Raw genomic sequence first — 17452 nt, forward strand, 5'->3', positions numbered from 1 at the left:
TCACACCCAGGCTCTGTGCTGATCATGCAGTGGTTTGGTCAGCAGGCGCGGCATGCTAACGTCACGTCTTGACTCTCTATCGCCAGCCCATCCATGAAAATGCCCGATATCGACGCCATCCAGGCGTTCGTCCTGGTCGCCGAACTCAAGAGCTTTACCCGCGCTGCCGATGCCATCGGCGGCACCCAGGCGGCTATCAGCCTGAAGATAAAACGCCTCGAAGAAAGCCTTGGCCGCAAGCTGCTGGAGCGCACGCCGAGACGGGTCACGTTGTCGGCCCATGGGCAGATGTTTTTGGCCAGCGCGCGCCGTTTGCTGGACAACTACCAGGAGGCGATGAACTGTTTTGGCCCGCAGAAACGCACCTTGCGCGTGGGCGTCAGCCACCACATTGTCGGCGCCGATCTCAGCCTGTGGCTGCGGCGTTTGGCGACCACCGACCCGGACGTGATCGTGGCGTTCAGCCTCGGCACCTCGCGTGACATGTTGATGAACTACGAGCAGGGCAAGCTGGATGTGGCGATGATCCTGCGGCATGACAACCGTCGCCAGGACGGCGAAGTGGTGGGCGTCGAACGCTTTGGCTGGATGGCTTCCCATGACTTCGAATTACGCCAGGGCGGGGCGTTGCCCCTGGCGATCCAGCCGGAACCCTGCGGCATGCGCAGCATGGTGATGGCGGCGCTGGCCGAACAGAACCTCGCCTGGGAAGAGGCGTTCGTGGGCAGCGGGATTCTGGCGATTGGTGCTGCGGTGGTGGCGGGGATTGGCATCGGCGCGATGGTGGGGCGGATGGCGCCTGGTGGCTGCGTCGACGTGGAGCAGCGTTTCGACCTGCCGCCGCTGCCCAGTCGTGAAGTGGTGCTGTATACGGCGCAGCGGGACACTCAGGCGCAGGCGCTGATCCGCACCTTGAGCGCCGATATTCCCGCCGATTGAACTAGAACATCAGGCGCCCGGCCCAGGCCATCAGCAGGGCCAGGCTACTGATGCCGAGGATGGCCACGCCCAACGCGGCGAGGTGAACGAGCAGGGCGGTTACGGGCTGACTTCGATGGGGTTCCATGTGAGGACTTCCTTGGGTGTTCGGGAAGCAAAAGTATGGGTAGCCATCGCGCACCAAAACAGACGCTGCTGGCTATTTCAGTGATAAGCAAAACCGAAGGAACGCCCGAGTATCATGAGTAGAACTTGTGATCATCTGGAATAAAATGAGTTTGTCTCACTATCCGCCGATCCCGACAATAGCTCCCATACACACACATTGGAGCTTTACGTCATGGCTGTTGCCCATTCCCTTGGATTCCCGCGCATTGGTCGCGATCGTGAACTGAAAAAAGCGCAGGAAGCGTTTTGGAAGGGTGAACTCGACGAAGCCGGCCTGCGCGCTGTAGGTCGTGAGTTGCGCAAGACGCACTGGGACCTGCAAAAGAAGGCCGGCATCGAGTTGCTGCCCGCCGGTGACTTCGCCTGGTACGACCAGGTGCTGACTCACTCTCTGATGTTCGGCGTGATCCCTGAGCGTTTCCGCCCGGCCGATGGCAAAGCCACCCTGCACACCCTGTTCGGCATGGCCCGTGGCGTCAGCGACAGCTGCTGCGGCGGCGCCCACGCCCAGGAAATGACCAAGTGGTTCGACACCAACTATCACTACCTGGTGCCTGAGTTCAGCGCCGACCAGCAGTTCCAGCTGGGTTGGGATCAACTGTTCGACGAGGTCAAGGAAGCCCGTGACCTTGGCCACACCGTCAAGCCGGTGGTCATCGGCCCGCTGACTTACCTGTGGCTGGGCAAGGCCAAGGGTGGCGATTTCGACAAGCTCGACCTGCTGGACCGCCTGCTGCCGTTGTACGGCCAGATCTTCCAGCGCCTGGCGGACCTGGGCGTGGAGTGGGTACAGATCGACGAGCCGATCCTGGTGCTGGACCTGCCGCAGGAGTGGAAAAATGCCTTTGAGCGTGCCTACAACCTGATCCAGCGTGACCCGCTGAAGAAGCTGGTGGCCACCTACTTTGGCGGCCTGGAAGAGAACCTCGGCCTGGCTGCCAACCTGCCGGTGGACGGCCTGCACATCGACCTGGTGCGTGCACCGGATCAGTACCCGACGATCCTTGATCGCCTGCCGGCGTATAAGGTGCTGTCCCTGGGCGTGGTCAACGGCCGTAACGTGTGGCGCTGCGACCTGGAAAAGGCCCTGGCCACCTTGCAGCATGCTCATGAGCGTCTGGGTGATCGCCTGTGGGTGGCGCCGTCCTGCTCGTTGCTGCACAGCCCGGTAGACCTGGGCCGTGAAGACAAGCTGGATGCCGAGCTGAAAAGCTGGCTGGCGTTTGCCGTGCAGAAGTGCGAAGAAGTGGCGGTGCTGGCGCAGGCCGTGAACCAACCTGAAGCGCCAAACGTGGTCGCCGCCCTGGCTGAAAGCCGCGCCGTGCAAGCTGCCCGCGCCGCTTCCCCACGTATCCATAAGCCAGCGGTCCAAGCCCGGGTGGCGGCGATTACCGCCAAGGACAGCCAGCGCCGCTCGCTGTTTTCCCAGCGGATCGAAAAACAACGGGCCGGCCTCAACCTGCCGTTGTTCCCGACCACCACCATCGGTTCGTTCCCGCAAACCGCCTCGATCCGCCTGGCCCGCCAGTCGTACAAGGCCGGCAAGTTGAGCGAAGCCGAATACGTCGAAGCCATGCACAGCGAGATCCGTCACGCGGTGGAAGTGCAGGAAAACCTTGGCCTGGACGTACTGGTGCACGGTGAGGCCGAACGCAACGACATGGTCGAATACTTCGCCGAGCAACTCGACGGCTACGTGTTCACCCGTTTTGGCTGGGTACAGAGCTACGGTTCCCGTTGCGTGAAACCGGCGGTGATTTTCGGTGACCTGAGCCGCCCGAAAGCCATGACCGTGGAGTGGATCCGCTACGCCCAAGGCCTGACCAACAAGGTGATGAAGGGCATGCTGACCGGCCCGGTGACCATGCTGATGTGGTCGTTCCCCCGGGAAGATGTAAGCCGCGAAGAACAGGCGCGGCAACTGGCCCTGGCGATTCGTGACGAAGTGGTGGACCTGGAAGCCGCCGGGATCAAGATCGTACAGATCGACGAAGCCGCGTTCCGCGAAGGCTTGCCGTTGCGCCGGGCGCAGTGGAAGGAATACCTGGACTGGGCCACCGAAGTCTTCCGCCTGTGCGCCTCCGGCGTGCGTGATGAAACCCAGATCCACACCCACATGTGCTACAGCGAGTTCAACGATGTGATCGAGTCCATCGCGGCCATGGATGCCGACGTGATCACCATCGAAACTTCGCGCTCGGACATGGAACTGCTGGAGGCGTTCGAAGCCTTCGCCTACCCGAACGACATTGGTCCTGGGGTGTACGACATCCACTCGCCACGGGTACCGGATGCCTCGGAAATGGCCAACCTGCTGCGCAAGGCGGCCAGACGCATCCCGGCGGAGCGCCTGTGGGTCAACCCGGATTGCGGTTTGAAAACCCGTGGCTGGCCGGAGACTGAAGCGGCGCTGATTCACATGGTGACTGCGGCGCGTCAACTGCGAGCCGAACTGGCCTGATCCAAACACCCGGGATCACACGCCGGGTGGAGATCAAAAATGTGGGAGCGGGCTTGCTGTGGCGAGGGAGCTTGCTGTGGCGAGGGAGCTTGCTCCCGCTGGGCTGCGAAGCAGCCCCAAAAAGCCACGGTGTTCTTTCAGGTGGATCTCGATTGCTTTATTGGGGCCGCTTCGCGGCCCAGCGGGAGCAAGCTCCCTCGCCACAGCAAGCTCCCTCGCCATAACAAGCCCAAATGTCCCACGGTCAACCCGCATTCACCTCAATCCGGTCAAAGCCCTTGAGGCGATACAGCATCACCGAGATCGCCCAACTGGCAACGAAGATCCCGATGATCAGGTAGCCCAGCATCCCGAAGCTGTCGTTCAACGCACCGATAAAGCCCCAGAACGATCCCTTCAAATCCAGCTGGTCACCCATCAACCCCAGCGCTTCAATGCTGCCGATCACCACCGCAACCACCACCGACACCAGGGTGATGGTCATGTTGTAGTAGATCTTGCGGATCGGCTTCATGTACGCCCAGCCATACGCCCCCAGCATCAAGTGCCCGTCGAGGGTGTCCACCAAGGACATGCCGGCGCTGAACAGCAGCGGGAACACCATGATCGCCCACGGCGACAGCCCTTGAGAGGCCTGTGTCGCGGAAATCCCCAGCAGGCCGATCTCGGTGGCCGTATCAAACCCCAGGCCGAACAGGAAACCCAACGGGTACATGTGCCAACTGCGGCTGATCAGGCGAAACACCGGGCGGAAAATCCGCGCCATGAACCCCCGGTCCGCCAGCAACAGGTCGAAGTCATCCTCCACATACGCGCCGCCCTGGCGCACATGGCGCCAGGCCTTGTAGATCGCGTGCAGGATCACCAGGTTCATCAAGGCGATAACCAACAGGAACGCGGCCGAGACCGACGTGCCGATCACCCCGCCAATGGCCTTGAACCCTTCAAACCGCTCTTGCATGGTCGACGCCGCAAACGCGACGCCAATGGATGCCAGCACCACCACCGAAGAATGCCCGAGGGAGAAAAAGAAACCGACCGCCACCGGGCGTTTCTTTTCCTGCATCAGCTTGCGGGTTACGTTGTCGATGGCGGCGATATGGTCGGCATCCACCGCATGCCGCAGCCCGAAGCCGTAGGCCAGCAACGCGGTGCCCAGCAGCACCGGATGCTCATGGAACGCCACCAGCGCCCAGATCCAGGCGGCCACGTTAATGCCGATCAACAGCCCGTAGATGCCAAACAGCTTGGCGCGAACCTGGGTGTTGGAGTCACTGAAAGCCTGGGCAAGGCGTAGGATCATCAACGGTACCTTTGTACAGTGGAAACATTCAGACATATTCCGGAACTTTAAAGGTTTTGTTTAAGGCGATGATGAAACCTGTGGGCTTATTGAGGAGAGGACGGTGACGACGATCGAGAATGGAGCGCTGGCGGTTATTGAATTCTGGAAGGAGGCGGGGCCCAAGCTCTGGTTTGCCAAGGATGAAGGGTTTGACCGGCGTTTTCGCGAGGCTTTCTACTCCGCGCATTTGCAGGCGGCCCGCCGCGAACTGGAGAGTTGGATGCGAACGCCGGAAGGCGCGCTGGCGTTGCTGTTGCTGCTGGACCAGTTCCCGCGCAATACCTTCCGGGGCACGGCGCATATGTTCGCCACCGACCCGCTGGCGCGTCTGTATGCGCGGCAGATGGTCGAGGCGGGGATGGACACCTTGATCGAAACCCCGTTGCGGGCGTTTTGCTATTTGCCCTTCGAGCATTCTGAAGACTCCGAGGATCAACAGCGGTCGCTGGCCCTGAACAAGGACCTTGATGCCAATACCTATCGCTGGGCCAAGGAGCATGCCCGCATCATCGAGCGGTTCGGGCGCTTTCCCCATCGTAATGAGGTGTTGGCCAGGGTCACGACAGAAGAGGAGCGGGCGTTCCTGGAGGACGGTGGCTTTTCGGGCTAGGACTCTGGTTCGGCCACTGCGTCTCTGACGCCTGTCTGGCGAAAACGCCGCACACCCTTGAGGTCAATCGCCCAACGCAACGCTTCAGTCGCCGACGGACGTTCGCCTTGGGTAATTGCCGCGTCATCGGTGGTCAGGTTATTGAGGTAGCCCTTGGCGCCGCCGCGTTCGCTCCAGTAGTGGGTGTGGCTGAGCCAGGACTTGGCGAGCCAGCCTTTCCATTTGCCCACGGTGACCGGCAGGTCCAGCACCCCGGGGCCCATCACTGGGCTGACCGGGCCGCCGACGATGTCGCCAAACAGGCCCAGGGGCGCGGGGAAGTAGAGGTTGGTCCAGCGGGTCACGGCGAAGGCCGCGGCATGGTGCAGGTACAGGGGTGAAAATGGGCGACCGCCCACCGTGAACGGAAGCCGGCCGCTGTAGCCGTAGCCCTTTTCGTCGAGCGTCGGTGGGCACGCGGGGGCTTCGCGGCGTTCGATGCGGCGCTTAAAGTCGCTCACGCTGCGGCCCAGCAACAGGCTGGCGTGGGCCATCGGGCTGCCGAGGGTGACCAGGTCGGTGATGCGCCACGGGTTGCCGAGGTTGCGTTGTTCGATAAAGGCTTCGGCCTGCTGCTCGCGAAACCTGAGGAGGCTTTGAAGGCGGCCGTCGAGGGCGTTCCCGGCCTTCGGCAGCGTGTCCTGCACCACCGGCTGCAGTCGCTCGTGGTTGGCGTAGCGGGCGGCGAGTTCCGGGTTGTTGGGGTGCACCTGGTCGTGATGTTCATGCCACAGGTAACCGACGATGTCGTAGGCAATCACGCTGCCCAGGCTGTGGCCGACGACGATGATGCGGTCGTAATCACCCTTGTCGTGCAGGGCGCGCAGCAGGTCAACACCATCGGCGCGGATCTGTTCGCGCACCACCACGTTCTGCGGGTTGGGGCTCAGGTAGCGGGCGGCGTCGCCGAGGTACGACAGCGCCGAGTACTTCAGGGCCAGGCCGATCACCACCAGCAGCACCGGGATCAGGGCAAAGGGGTTGTCGCTGTGGGGAAACCGGCCATACAGCGTCGCCAGGGTGCCGCTGACCAGCAGCACAAGCATGGCCAGCAAGGTCCAACGGGTGGCGCGCCAGATCGGCACGATGGCCGTGGGAATATCCCGGCGCGGGCGCTTGAAAATGTCCCATAGCCAACTGAGCAGGTGGCCGACCTTGGTGCCCTGCATCTTGTGGGCCCAGTAGTACTCATAGAAGTCGGTGGAGTTACGGCCCGCCGACTTCAACACGCGCAAGTCGAAGTTGCGGGAAAACCGGTCGGGTTTGCTCCAGTAGAACGGTGTCGCTTCAGGGGTGTTCGCCGGGATCACGGCTTCCACGAAGCCGCGCAGGGTGTCCATCGGGCGCTGCTCGCCGATTCCGTGGATGACGACTACCGCTTGTTTCATCTGTTGATCGTTCCTTGATCTGTTTTCGGGGCGTTACGGGTGGGGTGCAAGGGGCCATAGTATTGCCATTATCGATGGTATTCCAGCCAGGAATGCCCCCATAAAAACCGCGCATTTTATTTGCACGGCGCGATCTCGTAGTGTGTTGCTCCCACCAAGGAGATGTCGCCGTGAACCATCCCCCGCTGAGCCTGTACGTTGACGCCCACTTCACCAGTCCCTACGCGATGTCGGCGTTCGTGACCCTGCGGGAAAAAGGCCTTGAATTTGAACTGATCCCCCTGAACCTCGACACGGCCGAGAACCAGACCGAAGTGTTCACGCACTTGTCGCTGACCGGGCGCGTGCCGACCCTGGTACAGGGTGAGTTTGCGTTGTCGGAGTCGTCGGCGATTACCGAGTACCTGGAGGACGTGTTCTCGCAGGCACCGGTGTACCCGGCTGAGCCCCGCCAGCGGGCGAGGGCGCGGCAGGTGCAGGCGTGGTTGCGCAGTGACTTGATGCCGATTCGGCAGGAGCGCTCGACCTTGGTGGTGTTCTACGGGCTCAAGGGCGAACCATTGTCGTCGGCAGCGCAAGCGGCGGCCCACAAGCTGATCAACGCGGCACAGGCGCTGTTGGCCGACGGCCGCGACTACCTGTTCGGCGAGTGGTCGATTGCCGACGTGGACCTGGCCGTGATGCTCAACCGGCTGATCCTCAACGGCGACAGCGTGCCCGCCAACCTGGTGGCGTATGCCCAGCACCAATGGCAACGGCCTTCGGTCCAGGAATGGGTCAAGCAGGCACGACCGTCGCTGTAGTCACCTCCTCAATTACTAAGTGAATCCTGATCCATGAATAGACTGTCGAGTGACTCCCGCCTGCCGTTGTATCAGCGTTTTCGGGATCATCTGATTGAGCAGATTGCCAATAATCACTGGCGTGCCGGTGCGGCTATTCCTCCTGAAGCGGTGCTGTCCACCCAGTACCAGTTGTCTACCGGCACCGTGCGTAAAGCGATTGAGGCGTTGGTGGGGGAAGGCATTCTGGAGCGTCAACAAGGCCGGGGCACGTTTGTGCGTCGTCCGAAGTTTCAGTCGTCGTTGTTCCGGTGTTTCCGCTTCCAGGGCCCGGGTGGCGAATGCCAGCTGCCCCAGAGCCGGATCCTGTCGGTCAAGCCGGTGAAGGCGCCGTTGTCGGTGAGCGAGGTGCTGGGGTTGGCGTCGGATGCGCCGGTGATTTGTATTGTGCGGGTGCACGTGCTGGACACGGGGCCAGTGCTGGCAGAGGAAATCTGGCTGCCGCGCGAGCGGTTCCAGGCGCTGCTGGACGTGGACCTGACCCGGCAGGGCTTGCTGTTGTACCCGACCTACGAAGAAGTCTGCGGGCAAGTCGTGGCATCTGCCGAGGAAGCCCTCACCGCCGAGTCCATCGATGACGTGTGGGCCCGCTGGCTGCAGGTGCCGGTGGGCAGCCCGGTGATGGTGATCGAGCGGCTGGCCCGGGATTACGCTGGCCAACCTCTGGAGTTGCGACGCGGCCGTGGCCACGCCGAGCATTTCCGTTACCGCGTGGATATTCGCTGAACCGATAGCGCGGTGCTATTCGGCTTTCAGTAGCACCAGCCAGGCTTGCACCACCCGGCGGTCAAGGTCTTCCCAGTCGGCCATGCCCAGCACCCGGGTGGTGTTCAAACCGCGCAAGTAGCCACGCAGTTGCTGGGCGATGGCGTAGACCAGCTCGGGTTCTGCGGCGTCATCCAGCAGCACTTCCTCATAATCGACCAGGTAATCGGCAACCCGGTCGCGAAATTCCGGCAGCACGGCTTCACGGATGCGATCGAAGGTTTTCTGGTGGGGCTTCATAGGCGTTCCTTATCATTTTGTGTGAGGCGGCCTGCACGACACTATTGCTCTAGATAATAGTCACCATCAAGTATTGCGAGTTCTGTTTTTCTGAAAAAGGAGGACAATTGCCATCATTGAACCTGATGTGCAAGGACCCTGCGATGAGGACTTTTACCGGATTGGCCCTGGTGGCGCTGCTGATGAGCACAATGGTTGGCGCTGCGTCGGCCGGGGGGCTTCAAGCCAGCCACCTGGCGCCAATCGTCGCCAGCCCGATGAGTTTGCAGCATTCGCAAACGGTCGGCGTGCTCTACAGCGACAATACCCTCGACAACCTGCAGTACCTGGCGCGTTACCACACCATGGCAGTCAATGGAGCCAAGGATCAGTTGGACGAGCGGATTCGCCAGGCCTTCGTCGACAGCTCCGACCCGGACCTGGCGATTGACTGGCTGATGGCATCGTTGCGGCACACCTTTGCCTCCGTCACCCGTTACGACAACCTGGATACGCTGTTACAGGCGCACCCGGATGTGGTGGTGATGCTCGACACCTACAACCAGTTGCTGACCCAGCGGAACGACTTGGTCGAGGCGCGATTTGTCGCCAAATTCTATGACCTTGACTTGCAGTACATCGACAAAGCCGAGGGTTCGGCGCAATTGCACTTGCCTTCTGTATGGGTACATGACAAAACGGCGCCCCAGATCGCTGCACAGATTGGGCAGCAGCGCGACGTTCAGTTGAATGCATTAAAGCAGTTCGATGCCTCGCTCAAGGCGTTGGTCGCTGCCGGTTAGCCCACTTCGTTTATTTTTCAGGAATTTCTATGCGCTTGTTGTTAGTGCCAGCGATGGCTTCTGCTTCTTTATTGATGACGGGCTGCGCGTCTGCCCCCAACGCACCGACCCTGACGCTGCAAACCAGCAAGTCTCCCGATGCGTATGTTGAGTGCGTAGTGCCCAAGTTCGAGAAGAACGGCATGACCTCCACGGTCACGCAGAACTCTCGGCATGCGCGGATCGTGGTGACCAGCAAGATCGCTGCGGACAACATCCTGGAGGTCTACAAGGCGCAGGACGGCGGCAAGGTGTTCTTGTATGAGCGCAAACCGTTGGCGTCGGCGTTCAAGCCATCGCGGTTCGAGCATGCGGCGCAGGATTGCCTGTAATCGACTGGCGCCGGTCTGTCGGCTGGCGGGGATCTAATGTGGGAGCTGTCGAGCCCCCACAGTTGATCTTCATTGCATTGAGCGAATGATTCAGCTCGGCTTTGGCTCGCTGCTGAACGTCTCGACAGCCTTCACCAACCCCTTGGCCGCCAGCGCCACCAACTCACCGCCTTTTTGCGGGGTGGCCAGTGCCGGGTCCGAACCCATGCGCCCATCCGGGAAACGCGCGCGGAAGTCGCGAGCTTCGCGGATCGGGCCGGTGTTGGCGATTTGCGGCGAGTAGTCAGCCGACTTGATCGAGTCCGGGTAGGCCCATTGGGTCACGGCGATCTCCGACGGCGTGGCATGGCTGCCATGGCCCACCGGGAACTGTTGGTGCGCCAGCTCGTTCACGCCTTCCAGGTCCCACCAGTTGCACAGTTTCAGCGCATAGCCTGACGGACGCCCGCTGAAGCTGGCTTCGGCGTACAGCTCGGAGAACGCCGCTTCGATCGAGGCGATGTTGCCGCCGTGGCCGTTGAGGAACAGGATTTTCTCGAAGCCATGACCCGCCAACGAACGCACCCAATCACCAATCGCCGCGATAAAGGTCGAAGGGCGCAGGGAAATGGTACCGGGGAAACCCAGGTGGTGTTGCGCCATGCCGATATTGAAGGTCGGGCCGATCAGGATGTCGGCATTTTTTTGCGCTTCATGGGCGATGATTTCCGGGCACATCCAGTCGGTGCCCAGCAGGCCGGTGGGGCCGTGTTGCTCGTTGGAGCCGATGGGAATCACGATGCTGCGGCTGCGTTCCAGAAACTGGCCAATCTCGATCCAGGTGGATTGATGTAAAAGCATCTCAGGTTCTCTCTCTCATCAAGCCCAGGAACACGGTGGAGTTCCTGGTGGCGTGTGCCGCATGGTGCACGGCAACGGCCAGCCCATCAACCGCCTTTGACGGTACCGGCACTCGCCATCTGGCGCGGCTTGCAGTTGAGATACGCCGATGACTTCAGCCAGCGCTGGTCTGGGTACCAGGAAAACATGAACTGGCCGTCCTTGAGTTTATCCACCACCTGGCGCGCCACTTGCGGGCGCACGGCCGGGCAGCCCTGGCTGCGGCCGATGCGGCCCTCGCGCTTGCTCCACAAGGGGCTTACGTAGTCGGCGGCATGAATCACGATGGCGCGGTCCCGCGCACGGTCATTGAAGCCGGGCTCCAGGCCGTCCATGCGCAACGAGTAGCCATGGGCGCCTTCGTAGCTCTCCTGGGTGCGGAACAAGCCGATGCTGGACTGGTAGCTGCCTTCGCGGTTGGAGAACTGGGTGGCGAAGTTTTCCCCGGATTTTTGTCCGTGGGCCACCAAATCCCGCAGCACTAATGTCTTCTTGCGCAGGTCGAAGATCCATAGACGACGAGCGGTCGAAGGTTGGGAATAGTCGATAACGGCCAGCCGGTCGGACTGTTCGATGCCATTGCCCACCGCACACTGCATGGCGCTCAAGGCTCTTTTCAATACGTCGGGGTTGAGTTCTGGAGCGGCGTGGGCGAGGCTGCTATACAGAGTATGAGGTTTACCCGTGTCTGCGAGCGCAACGGTGCTCAGCGAGGCAAAGGTCGAGATGATCAGGCCAAGTCGGCAGCAAAAGGTCCGCATGTATAAAGCATCTCCGCCGTGGATGGGAGTTAAGCGATTGTTCAAAAAACACGCATGTTACTTGAGCATTTGCCTGCTCGTTGCACCGCTGGTCGCGACAGCCGAAGACCTGTTGGTGGTGTCACCGGCCCCGGTGCAACTGGCGCTCTCGCAATTGTCGACGGTTTGCCCAGGCCTGGCCGGGCAGGTCGATGCGCCTTCCCAGGCGCGTTTGCAGGCGTTTTATCAGCAGCAGGGCGATGTGGTGCTGTGGTCCGAGGGGGATCGCCGCGCCGCCTTGCAAGCCCAACTGCAGTTGCTGGCCGACGATGGCCTGGACCCGACTCACTATAGACTGCCCCCGGCGGATGCCACGGGGAACGTGCTGTGCCTCGACATCGGTACCAGCCAGCAGTACCTGCAAGCCCTGCAGGATCTGCATTTCGGCCGCTTGCAGCAGTCGCGCTTCGAGCCCGTCTGGCACTCGCAACCGGCCCCGGACTCCGACACCCAAGTACTGGCCATGGCCGAGGCCGGTATGCAGGACGTCGCCCAGGCTTTCGACCAGGCCCGCCCGAGCGCGCCGCTATACCTTGGCCTGCGCAGCGCCTATGCCGCCTTGCGCCAGCAACCGTTGCAGCATTGGGAAGCCGTGGCCAGCGGCCCGTTGTTGCGCCCCGGGATGGACGATTCGCGGGTGCCGCAACTGGCACGGCGCATGGTCAATGGCGGCTATCTGAGCGGCACCTCCGCCGGGACACAGTACCGTGGCGAACTGGTCAACGCGGTGAAGACCTTCCAGCAAAGCCATTCCCTGCAAGCCGACGGTGTGATCGGCCCGGGCACCGTCACCGAGCTGAACATCAGCCCGGCGATTCGCCGCGAACAACTGCGCATCAACCTGGAGCGGTTTCGCTGGTTGTCCCGAGACCTGGAGCCTGACGGCGTGTTGGTGAACGTGGCAGCGGCGCAACTGAGTTTCTACCAAGGCGGTGTGCCGGTGTGGCAAACCCGCCTGCAAGTCGGCCGCGCCGACCGCCAGACACCGCTGCTGAAATCGCGCATCACCCGGCTGACCCTGAACCCCACCTGGACCATCCCGCCCACCATCATGCGCGAGGACAAGCTGCCGGCGATCCGCCTGAACCCCGAATACTTGCGCCAACAGAACCTGCAAGTGCTCGACAGCCAGGGCAACCCGCTGGCGCCGGAACAGGTCGACTGGTCGCACCCGGGCAACATCCTGCTGCGCCAGGGCGCAGGCCCGCGCAACCCGCTGGGCCGAATCGTGCTGCGCTTTCCCAACCCGTACTCGGTGTACCTGCACGACACGCCGAGCCAGCCGCTGTTTTCCAAGGGACCGCGGGCTTTCAGTTCGGGGTGTGTGAGGGTTGAGCAGCCGTTGCAATTGCGGGACTTGCTGGTTAGCCCGGCGGAGAAGATCCGCACCGAAGAGCTGCTGGCGACGGAAACCACCCACGAGTTCCGGCTCGCCACGCCGGTACCGGTGCTGCTGGGGTACTGGACGGTGCAGGTCGATGGCAAGGGCGCGTTGCTGTACGCGCCGGATATTTACGGGCGGGATCCGGTGTTGATGAAGGCGATGGGCGTCACGCTATAAACCAGCCAGCAAGGGCGCCCACAGCGACCACCAGCCACGGCGGCAGCTTCCAGAACATCAGCGCCACAAGAGCAACAAGCGCCAGGGCGAAATCCGCCGGCCGAAAAATCGCGTTGGTCCAAACCGGCTGGTAGAGCGCCGCCAACAACAGGCCGACCACGGCGGCGTTCACCCCGGCCAGGGCGCCTTGGGCACGCACGCTGCGGCGCATGCTGTCCCAGAACGGCAAGGCCCCCATGATCAACAGAAACGAGGGCGCGAAGATCGCCAGCAAGGCAATCACGCCGGTGGTCCAGCCCTGGCCCATCGACGCGCCGAGGAACGCCGCGAAGGTAAACAACGGGCCCGGAACGGCCTGGGTGGCGCCGTAGCCGGCCAGAAAAACCTCATGGCTGACCCAGCCGCTGGGCACCACCTGCGCTTGCAGCAGCGGCAGCACCACGTGCCCGCCGCCGAAGACCAGTGAGCCCACCCGATAGAATGCATCCACCAGCGCCAGGGTCGGGTTCGGCAGCCAGTGGGCGGCCAGCGGCAGGCCAAGCAGAAGCAACACAAACAGCGAGAGCCAGAGCATACCGGCGCGGCGGCTGACGGTTATTGGGAGTGCTTCATGCTCGACGCCGGCCCTGGGCGTGAACAACCGCAATCCGGTAAGCGCTGCGATGGCAATCACCCCAACCTGTCCCCAGGCGAACGGTACGAGCAGGGCGACGCAGGCGGCAATCATCATGATTGTCGCGCGTGGCACATCGTTGCACAGGTGCCGCGCCATGCCCCAAACGGCTTGGGCAACCACCGCCACCGCGACGACCTTAAGCCCATGCAAGGCCCCCGAGGAGAGCACGGCGGCATATTCCGAGAGGCCCACTGCAAACAGGATCAGGGCGGTGGCCGAAGGCAGGGTAAACCCCGCCCAGGCGGCCAGCGCTCCGGCATATCCCGCCCGGGACAGGCCCAGCGCAATGCCGACCTGGCTGCTGGCCGGCCCAGGCAGGAACTGACAGAGCGCGACCAACTCGGCGTAGCTGCGCTCGCTCAGCCAGCGGCGTCGCGCCACAAACTCATCGCGAAAGTAGCCCAGATGCGCGACGGGCCCGCCGAAAGAAATCAGCCCAAGGCGCAGGAAAATCAGGAACACCGAGCCTGCGCTATCGGCGTGACGGGCATCCGTGTTGGCCATGCAGTTGCCTTGTTCGTTGGAAAGGACGGGGCATCCTAATCAATCACCGTGACTTCAAGAAGACAGCGTGCGGTATTCCACGGTCAGGTGGGACACTTCATGCACCGGCGCCAGGCGCTCGCGGATGATGTCGGCGTTTACCTCGGCATTGCCCAGCACACTCACAATCGCGGCGCGTGCTTCTGGCCCTACCTGCCATACGTGCAGGTCGGTAATGCTGACGTCGCCGGTGGCACCGAGGATCTCGCGGATTTCCTCGGCCACGTGCTCATCGGTGCGGTCCAGCAGCACGCCTGAAGTGTCGCGCATCAAGGTCCAGGCCCAGCGTGCGATCACCAGTGCACCGACAACCCCCATCAGCGGGTCAAGCCACACCCAACCCAGGTAACGCCCGGCCAGCAGCGCGGCGATGGCCAGGATGGAGGTCAGCGCGTCGGCCAGCACATGAACGTAAGCCGAGCGCAGGTTGTTGTCGTGACCATGGCTGTGGCCGTGATCATGCTCGTGGTCATGATGATGACTATGACCGTGGCTGCCGGAGAGGAGCAGGGCGCTGACGACATTGACCGCCAGGCCTGCGATGGCGATCAGCGTCGCGCTGCCGAAGTCGACCTGGGTCGGCTCCATCAGGCGGATCAGCGACTCGACGCCAATGCCGATCGCCACCAGGCCCAACACCAGCGCCGAAGCAAACCCGCCCAGGTCGCCGACTTTGCCGGTGCCAAAGCTGTAGCGAGTGCTGGCGGCATGGCGCCGAGCATAGGCGTAGGCCGCTGCCGCGATGCCGAGCGCGCCGGCATGGGTAGCCATGTGGAAACCGTCGGCAAGCAGGGCCATGGAGCCGGTGATGTAGCCGGCGGTAATTTCCCCGACCATCATGACAACGGTGAGTGCGACGACCCATAAGGTGCGCTTGGCGTTCTCATCGTGTGAGGCGCCGAGAAACACATGCGGGTGGGTGTGGGTGTGGGTGGCGCTCATGTCAACGAACTCTTCATTTGCTGTAGCGGCGGATGGCTTCGAGTAATTCGTCGACGCCCTTGGCGCGTTCTTCTGCGCTCAAATCGGGATGAGCCACATGTTCACGGGCGTGGTCTTCGATGATTTCATCCATCAACCCATTGATTGCGCCTCGTGTGGCGGCCACCAGGTGCAGGGTTTTGGCGCAGTCGTCGTCAGACTCCAGCGCCCGTTCCACGGCCTGGATCTGCCCGGCGATGCGTTTGACACGCTTGAGCAGGTCATCCTTGCCTGATTTGATGTGAGCCATACCATACCCCCCCTACCTATATTTGAAGCGGATAGTTACAGGTGCGGGTGATTCGCGCAAGGGGCGGCGGAGAAGGAGTCAGCACAGGTCGGCAAGTCGGCGGGTAATCAGCGCCAGGGCTTCATTGGCAGGCAGTTGTGCGGTGTCGACGGTAAAGGGCGCGTCGTGCCATGGCTCATATTCATGGGCCAGGACAGACTGCCAGGTGGGCGGTGTGAGCCCCGGAATGTCGCTGGTGCGTGATTCCACCCGGCGTTGGTGTTCCTGCGAGTCGGAGCAAATCACCTGGATATTCACCAGCGGCGTATCGGCGCTTAGCGCGGTGTCGCTCCACGCCTGACGACTTTCAGCCACCGGGTTAACGCAATCTACGACAACCCTGTGGCCCAGCAGAAGGTTGCTCAACGCCAGCGCATTGGCCACCTGATAGCCGCTGCTGCCCACGCCCTGTGCCAGAACCCCCGCATCCCGGATGGCCTGCTCGATGGCGTCGATGCGCAGATACACGGCGCCGGATTGGCCGGCAAGGGCCTTGGCAATCGTGGTCTTACCGCTGCCGGGCAGGCCGCTGAACACAATAAGCATCGTCGATCCTTCGAGTGGGTGAGCCGGCTCAGTCTACCGGGCGACTCACTTCAAATAACAGGCGCTGATCCAGTCCGAAGGCTTGGGCGCGAGCTGTTCGGCCACCGGCAGATACCGCGCGTCCAACTGCGCGGCCAGCCAGTACAGGGTATTGCTGCTCTTGGGGTTCCACTCGCCGCTGTAGCCCGGTTCGCCGATGCGGGCGCGGTCCCTGTCGAACTGCACATGGGTGTTCACGAACTCTTCATGGCTGCGCTGGCCTTTGGCATACGGCGCGAGCCAGTCCAGTGCTTCGCTCAGCGAGCCGCCGTGGGGCGCGGTGAAGTCCAGCCAGTTGCCGCCAATGCCGTAGGGCTTGGCCGCCAGCGCCGCCTGAACCAGCGGCTCCAGGTCGTAGACCACGTAGTGCAGGGCGTCACGGTCCTGGAAGTCGGTCACCGAGCCGTCAGGCAGCACGTTGTCGGTGATCTGTTGCTGGAACAGTTTGAAGGCCTCTTCCAGCATCTCGCGGTCGCCCAATGCCGCCGCGGCTACCGTGACCAGCTTAACGCGGTGGCTCTGCCAGTTATTGGTGTTGGTGGCCTTCTTGGCGCCATGGAACTGCTTGATGCGTTCGATATAACCGTTGCCCAGGTTGATCAGCAGCGCGCGAGTGGCGTCGCGGGTCTGGGGGCGAAGGTCGCCGGCGGTGAGCGCGTAGGCGTTCATCAGCATGTCGAGGTTGGTTTCGTCGATCGGGTTGAAATCCGGCTGATAGGTGCTGGCCCACGCGCTCAGGTAGTCATCCACCTGCTTGAGATAGCGCGTGTCGCGGCTCAGGCGCCAGGCCAGGGCAGCCTGGCGCATCACTGGCCAATCCTTCTCGGCGGCGATGCTTTGCTCGCGGATGCCCTGGTTCGGCAGCGTGCCTTCGGTGTGCAGATGGGGCAGGGCGTCGGGTTGGTCACCGAGGTGGCGCTGGGCGGCGGCCAGGAGCGATTTGGAGGTCGGGTTCGAGGTGGCGGGCTGGCAGGCACTCAGGACCTGGGGCGCGGCAAGGGCGGCTTGGGCGAACGAGGCGAGCAGCGCGGCCAGTGCCACGGTTTTCAGAGAGCGTTGTAGCATGCTGTTCCTCAGGGATGGATTGACCCGGGCGGGGGCAAAGTCACGCTACCATGCCCGTGATGGGGATTTGATGAAATACCCGCCAGCCCTCTATCCTAGCCTGCCAAGCCCGGTCGAGAACAG

The 17452-nt window shown here is 62.5% G+C and carries 19 protein-coding genes; 8 read left to right on the forward strand and 11 right to left on the reverse strand.

Annotated features, from left to right (window positions below):
* Window positions 1–93 precede the first annotated feature (93 nt).
* Entirely contained in the window at window positions 94–939 is an 846-nt protein-coding gene (locus D109_RS0100285; protein ID WP_026077672.1) for a LysR family transcriptional regulator, read from the forward strand.
* 1 nt (window position 940) lies between these two features.
* On the opposite strand, the gene D109_RS1000000134770 is transcribed toward D109_RS0100285, so the two are convergent.
* The gene (locus tag D109_RS1000000134770) at window positions 941–1066 is read right to left on the reverse strand and encodes a hypothetical protein (RefSeq protein ID WP_017475098.1); all 126 of its coding nucleotides are present in this window, start codon (window positions 1064–1066) and stop codon (window positions 941–943) included.
* A 213-nt stretch (window positions 1067–1279) separates the two neighbouring features.
* On the opposite strand from D109_RS1000000134770, the gene metE reads away from it, so the two are divergent.
* Complete coding sequence (gene metE / locus D109_RS0100295; protein WP_017475099.1) at window positions 1280–3568, forward strand: 5-methyltetrahydropteroyltriglutamate--homocysteine S-methyltransferase; 2289 nt, start codon at window positions 1280–1282, stop codon at window positions 3566–3568.
* A 244-nt stretch (window positions 3569–3812) separates the two neighbouring features.
* On the opposite strand, the gene D109_RS0100300 is transcribed toward metE, so the two are convergent.
* The gene (locus tag D109_RS0100300; protein WP_017475100.1) at window positions 3813–4871 is read right to left on the reverse strand and encodes a HoxN/HupN/NixA family nickel/cobalt transporter; all 1059 of its coding nucleotides are present in this window, start codon (window positions 4869–4871) and stop codon (window positions 3813–3815) included.
* Window positions 4872–4974: 103 nt separating this feature from the next.
* On the opposite strand from D109_RS0100300, the gene D109_RS0100305 reads away from it, so the two are divergent.
* Window positions 4975–5523 carry a DUF924 family protein gene (locus D109_RS0100305; RefSeq protein WP_017475101.1) on the forward strand — a complete coding sequence of 183 codons (549 nt, stop codon included), beginning with the start codon at window positions 4975–4977 and terminating at the stop codon, window positions 5521–5523.
* On the opposite strand, the gene D109_RS0100310 is transcribed toward D109_RS0100305, so the two are convergent.
* Window positions 5520–6950, reverse strand: coding sequence for a hypothetical protein (locus tag D109_RS0100310; protein WP_017475102.1), 1431 nt, complete (start codon window positions 6948–6950; stop codon window positions 5520–5522). The genes D109_RS0100305 and D109_RS0100310 overlap by 4 nt on opposite strands.
* A 170-nt stretch (window positions 6951–7120) precedes the next feature.
* Between D109_RS0100310 and yfcF the strand changes: the two genes are divergently transcribed.
* On the forward strand, window positions 7121–7753 hold the full coding sequence (yfcF, locus tag D109_RS0100315; RefSeq protein ID WP_017475103.1) for a glutathione transferase: 633 nt from the start codon (window positions 7121–7123) through the stop codon (window positions 7751–7753).
* Window positions 7754–7786: 33 nt separating this feature from the next.
* Entirely contained in the window at window positions 7787–8518 is a 732-nt protein-coding gene (locus D109_RS0100320; RefSeq protein ID WP_026077673.1) for a GntR family transcriptional regulator, read from the forward strand.
* A 15-nt stretch (window positions 8519–8533) separates the two neighbouring features.
* Here D109_RS0100320 and D109_RS0100325 read toward each other — a convergent pair whose 3' ends face one another.
* Window positions 8534–8797 carry a hypothetical protein gene (locus D109_RS0100325; protein WP_017475105.1) on the reverse strand — a complete coding sequence of 88 codons (264 nt, stop codon included), beginning with the start codon at window positions 8795–8797 and terminating at the stop codon, window positions 8534–8536.
* Between the two features lie 143 nt (window positions 8798–8940).
* Here D109_RS0100325 and D109_RS0100330 point away from each other — a divergent pair, with 143 nt between their 5' ends.
* Both D109_RS0100330 and D109_RS0100335 read left to right on the forward strand, forming a co-directional pair.
* Window positions 8941–9579 (forward strand): hypothetical protein, encoded by a 639-nt coding sequence (locus D109_RS0100330; RefSeq protein WP_026077674.1) that lies wholly within the window; start codon window positions 8941–8943, stop codon window positions 9577–9579.
* 29 nt (window positions 9580–9608) lie between these two features.
* On the forward strand, window positions 9609–9950 hold the full coding sequence (locus D109_RS0100335) for a hypothetical protein (protein WP_017475107.1): 342 nt from the start codon (window positions 9609–9611) through the stop codon (window positions 9948–9950).
* A gap of 90 nt (window positions 9951–10040) precedes the next feature.
* On the opposite strand, the gene D109_RS0100340 is transcribed toward D109_RS0100335, so the two are convergent.
* Together D109_RS0100340 and D109_RS0100345 are read right to left on the reverse strand one after the other, a co-directional pair.
* Window positions 10041–10790: a creatininase family protein gene (locus D109_RS0100340; protein WP_017475108.1), complete on the reverse strand. Its 750-nt coding sequence runs from the start codon at window positions 10788–10790 to the stop codon at window positions 10041–10043.
* Between the two features lie 86 nt (window positions 10791–10876).
* Window positions 10877–11590: a murein L,D-transpeptidase catalytic domain family protein gene (locus tag D109_RS0100345; protein WP_026077675.1), complete on the reverse strand. Its 714-nt coding sequence runs from the start codon at window positions 11588–11590 to the stop codon at window positions 10877–10879.
* Window positions 11591–11627: 37 nt separating this feature from the next.
* Here D109_RS0100345 and D109_RS0100350 point away from each other — a divergent pair, with 37 nt between their 5' ends.
* Entirely contained in the window at window positions 11628–13190 is a 1563-nt protein-coding gene (locus D109_RS0100350) for a murein L,D-transpeptidase (RefSeq protein ID WP_017475109.1), read from the forward strand.
* Here D109_RS0100350 and chrA read toward each other — a convergent pair.
* From chrA to D109_RS0100375, 5 genes are all read right to left on the reverse strand, one after another.
* Complete coding sequence (chrA, locus tag D109_RS0100355; RefSeq protein WP_017475110.1) at window positions 13180–14370, reverse strand: chromate efflux transporter; 1191 nt, start codon at window positions 14368–14370, stop codon at window positions 13180–13182. The two genes, D109_RS0100350 and chrA, sit on opposite strands and share 11 nt — an antisense overlap.
* 54 nt (window positions 14371–14424) lie before the next feature.
* Complete coding sequence (dmeF, locus tag D109_RS0100360) at window positions 14425–15351, reverse strand: CDF family Co(II)/Ni(II) efflux transporter DmeF (RefSeq protein ID WP_017475111.1); 927 nt, start codon at window positions 15349–15351, stop codon at window positions 14425–14427.
* 13 nt (window positions 15352–15364) lie between these two features.
* The gene (locus tag D109_RS0100365) at window positions 15365–15640 is read right to left on the reverse strand and encodes a metal/formaldehyde-sensitive transcriptional repressor (protein ID WP_017475112.1); all 276 of its coding nucleotides are present in this window, start codon (window positions 15638–15640) and stop codon (window positions 15365–15367) included.
* A 78-nt stretch (window positions 15641–15718) separates the two neighbouring features.
* Window positions 15719–16225 carry an AAA family ATPase gene (locus tag D109_RS0100370; RefSeq protein ID WP_017475113.1) on the reverse strand — a complete coding sequence of 169 codons (507 nt, stop codon included), beginning with the start codon at window positions 16223–16225 and terminating at the stop codon, window positions 15719–15721.
* A gap of 45 nt (window positions 16226–16270) precedes the next feature.
* On the reverse strand, window positions 16271–17329 hold the full coding sequence (locus tag D109_RS0100375) for an alginate lyase family protein (protein ID WP_017475114.1): 1059 nt from the start codon (window positions 17327–17329) through the stop codon (window positions 16271–16273).
* Window positions 17330–17452: the final 123 nt, after the last annotated feature.

The organism is Pseudomonas sp. PAMC 26793 (assembly GCF_000313235.1).
In the GTDB taxonomy this organism is placed as follows: Bacteria; Pseudomonadota; Gammaproteobacteria; order Pseudomonadales; family Pseudomonadaceae; genus Aquipseudomonas; species Aquipseudomonas yamanorum.

What these genes read in the sequence shown, in the direction of transcription:
- dmeF (WP_017475111.1), bottom strand. Translation starts at nt 15,351, where the DNA reads ATGAGCGCCACCCACACCCACACCCACCCGCATGTGTTTCTCGGCGCC.
- D109_RS0100300 (WP_017475100.1), bottom strand. Translation starts at nt 4,871, where the DNA reads ATGATCCTACGCCTTGCCCAGGCTTTCAGTGACTCCAACACCCAGGTT.
- D109_RS0100345 (WP_026077675.1), bottom strand. Translation starts at nt 11,590, where the DNA reads ATGCGGACCTTTTGCTGCCGACTTGGCCTGATCATCTCGACCTTTGCC.
- D109_RS0100340 (WP_017475108.1), bottom strand. Translation starts at nt 10,790, where the DNA reads ATGCTTTTACATCAATCCACCTGGATCGAGATTGGCCAGTTTCTGGAA.
- chrA (WP_017475110.1), bottom strand. Translation starts at nt 14,370, where the DNA reads ATGGCCAACACGGATGCCCGTCACGCCGATAGCGCAGGCTCGGTGTTC.
- metE (WP_017475099.1), top strand. Translation starts at nt 1,280, where the DNA reads ATGGCTGTTGCCCATTCCCTTGGATTCCCGCGCATTGGTCGCGATCGT.
- D109_RS0100330 (WP_026077674.1), top strand. Translation starts at nt 8,941, where the DNA reads ATGAGGACTTTTACCGGATTGGCCCTGGTGGCGCTGCTGATGAGCACA.
- D109_RS0100325 (WP_017475105.1), bottom strand. Translation starts at nt 8,797, where the DNA reads ATGAAGCCCCACCAGAAAACCTTCGATCGCATCCGTGAAGCCGTGCTG.
- D109_RS0100375 (WP_017475114.1), bottom strand. Translation starts at nt 17,329, where the DNA reads ATGCTACAACGCTCTCTGAAAACCGTGGCACTGGCCGCGCTGCTCGCC.
- D109_RS0100320 (WP_026077673.1), top strand. Translation starts at nt 7,787, where the DNA reads ATGAATAGACTGTCGAGTGACTCCCGCCTGCCGTTGTATCAGCGTTTT.
- D109_RS0100365 (WP_017475112.1), bottom strand. Translation starts at nt 15,640, where the DNA reads ATGGCTCACATCAAATCAGGCAAGGATGACCTGCTCAAGCGTGTCAAA.
- D109_RS1000000134770 (WP_017475098.1), bottom strand. Translation starts at nt 1,066, where the DNA reads ATGGAACCCCATCGAAGTCAGCCCGTAACCGCCCTGCTCGTTCACCTC.
- D109_RS0100285 (WP_026077672.1), top strand. Translation starts at nt 94, where the DNA reads ATGAAAATGCCCGATATCGACGCCATCCAGGCGTTCGTCCTGGTCGCC.
- D109_RS0100335 (WP_017475107.1), top strand. Translation starts at nt 9,609, where the DNA reads ATGCGCTTGTTGTTAGTGCCAGCGATGGCTTCTGCTTCTTTATTGATG.
- D109_RS0100370 (WP_017475113.1), bottom strand. Translation starts at nt 16,225, where the DNA reads ATGCTTATTGTGTTCAGCGGCCTGCCCGGCAGCGGTAAGACCACGATT.
- D109_RS0100310 (WP_017475102.1), bottom strand. Translation starts at nt 6,950, where the DNA reads ATGAAACAAGCGGTAGTCGTCATCCACGGAATCGGCGAGCAGCGCCCG.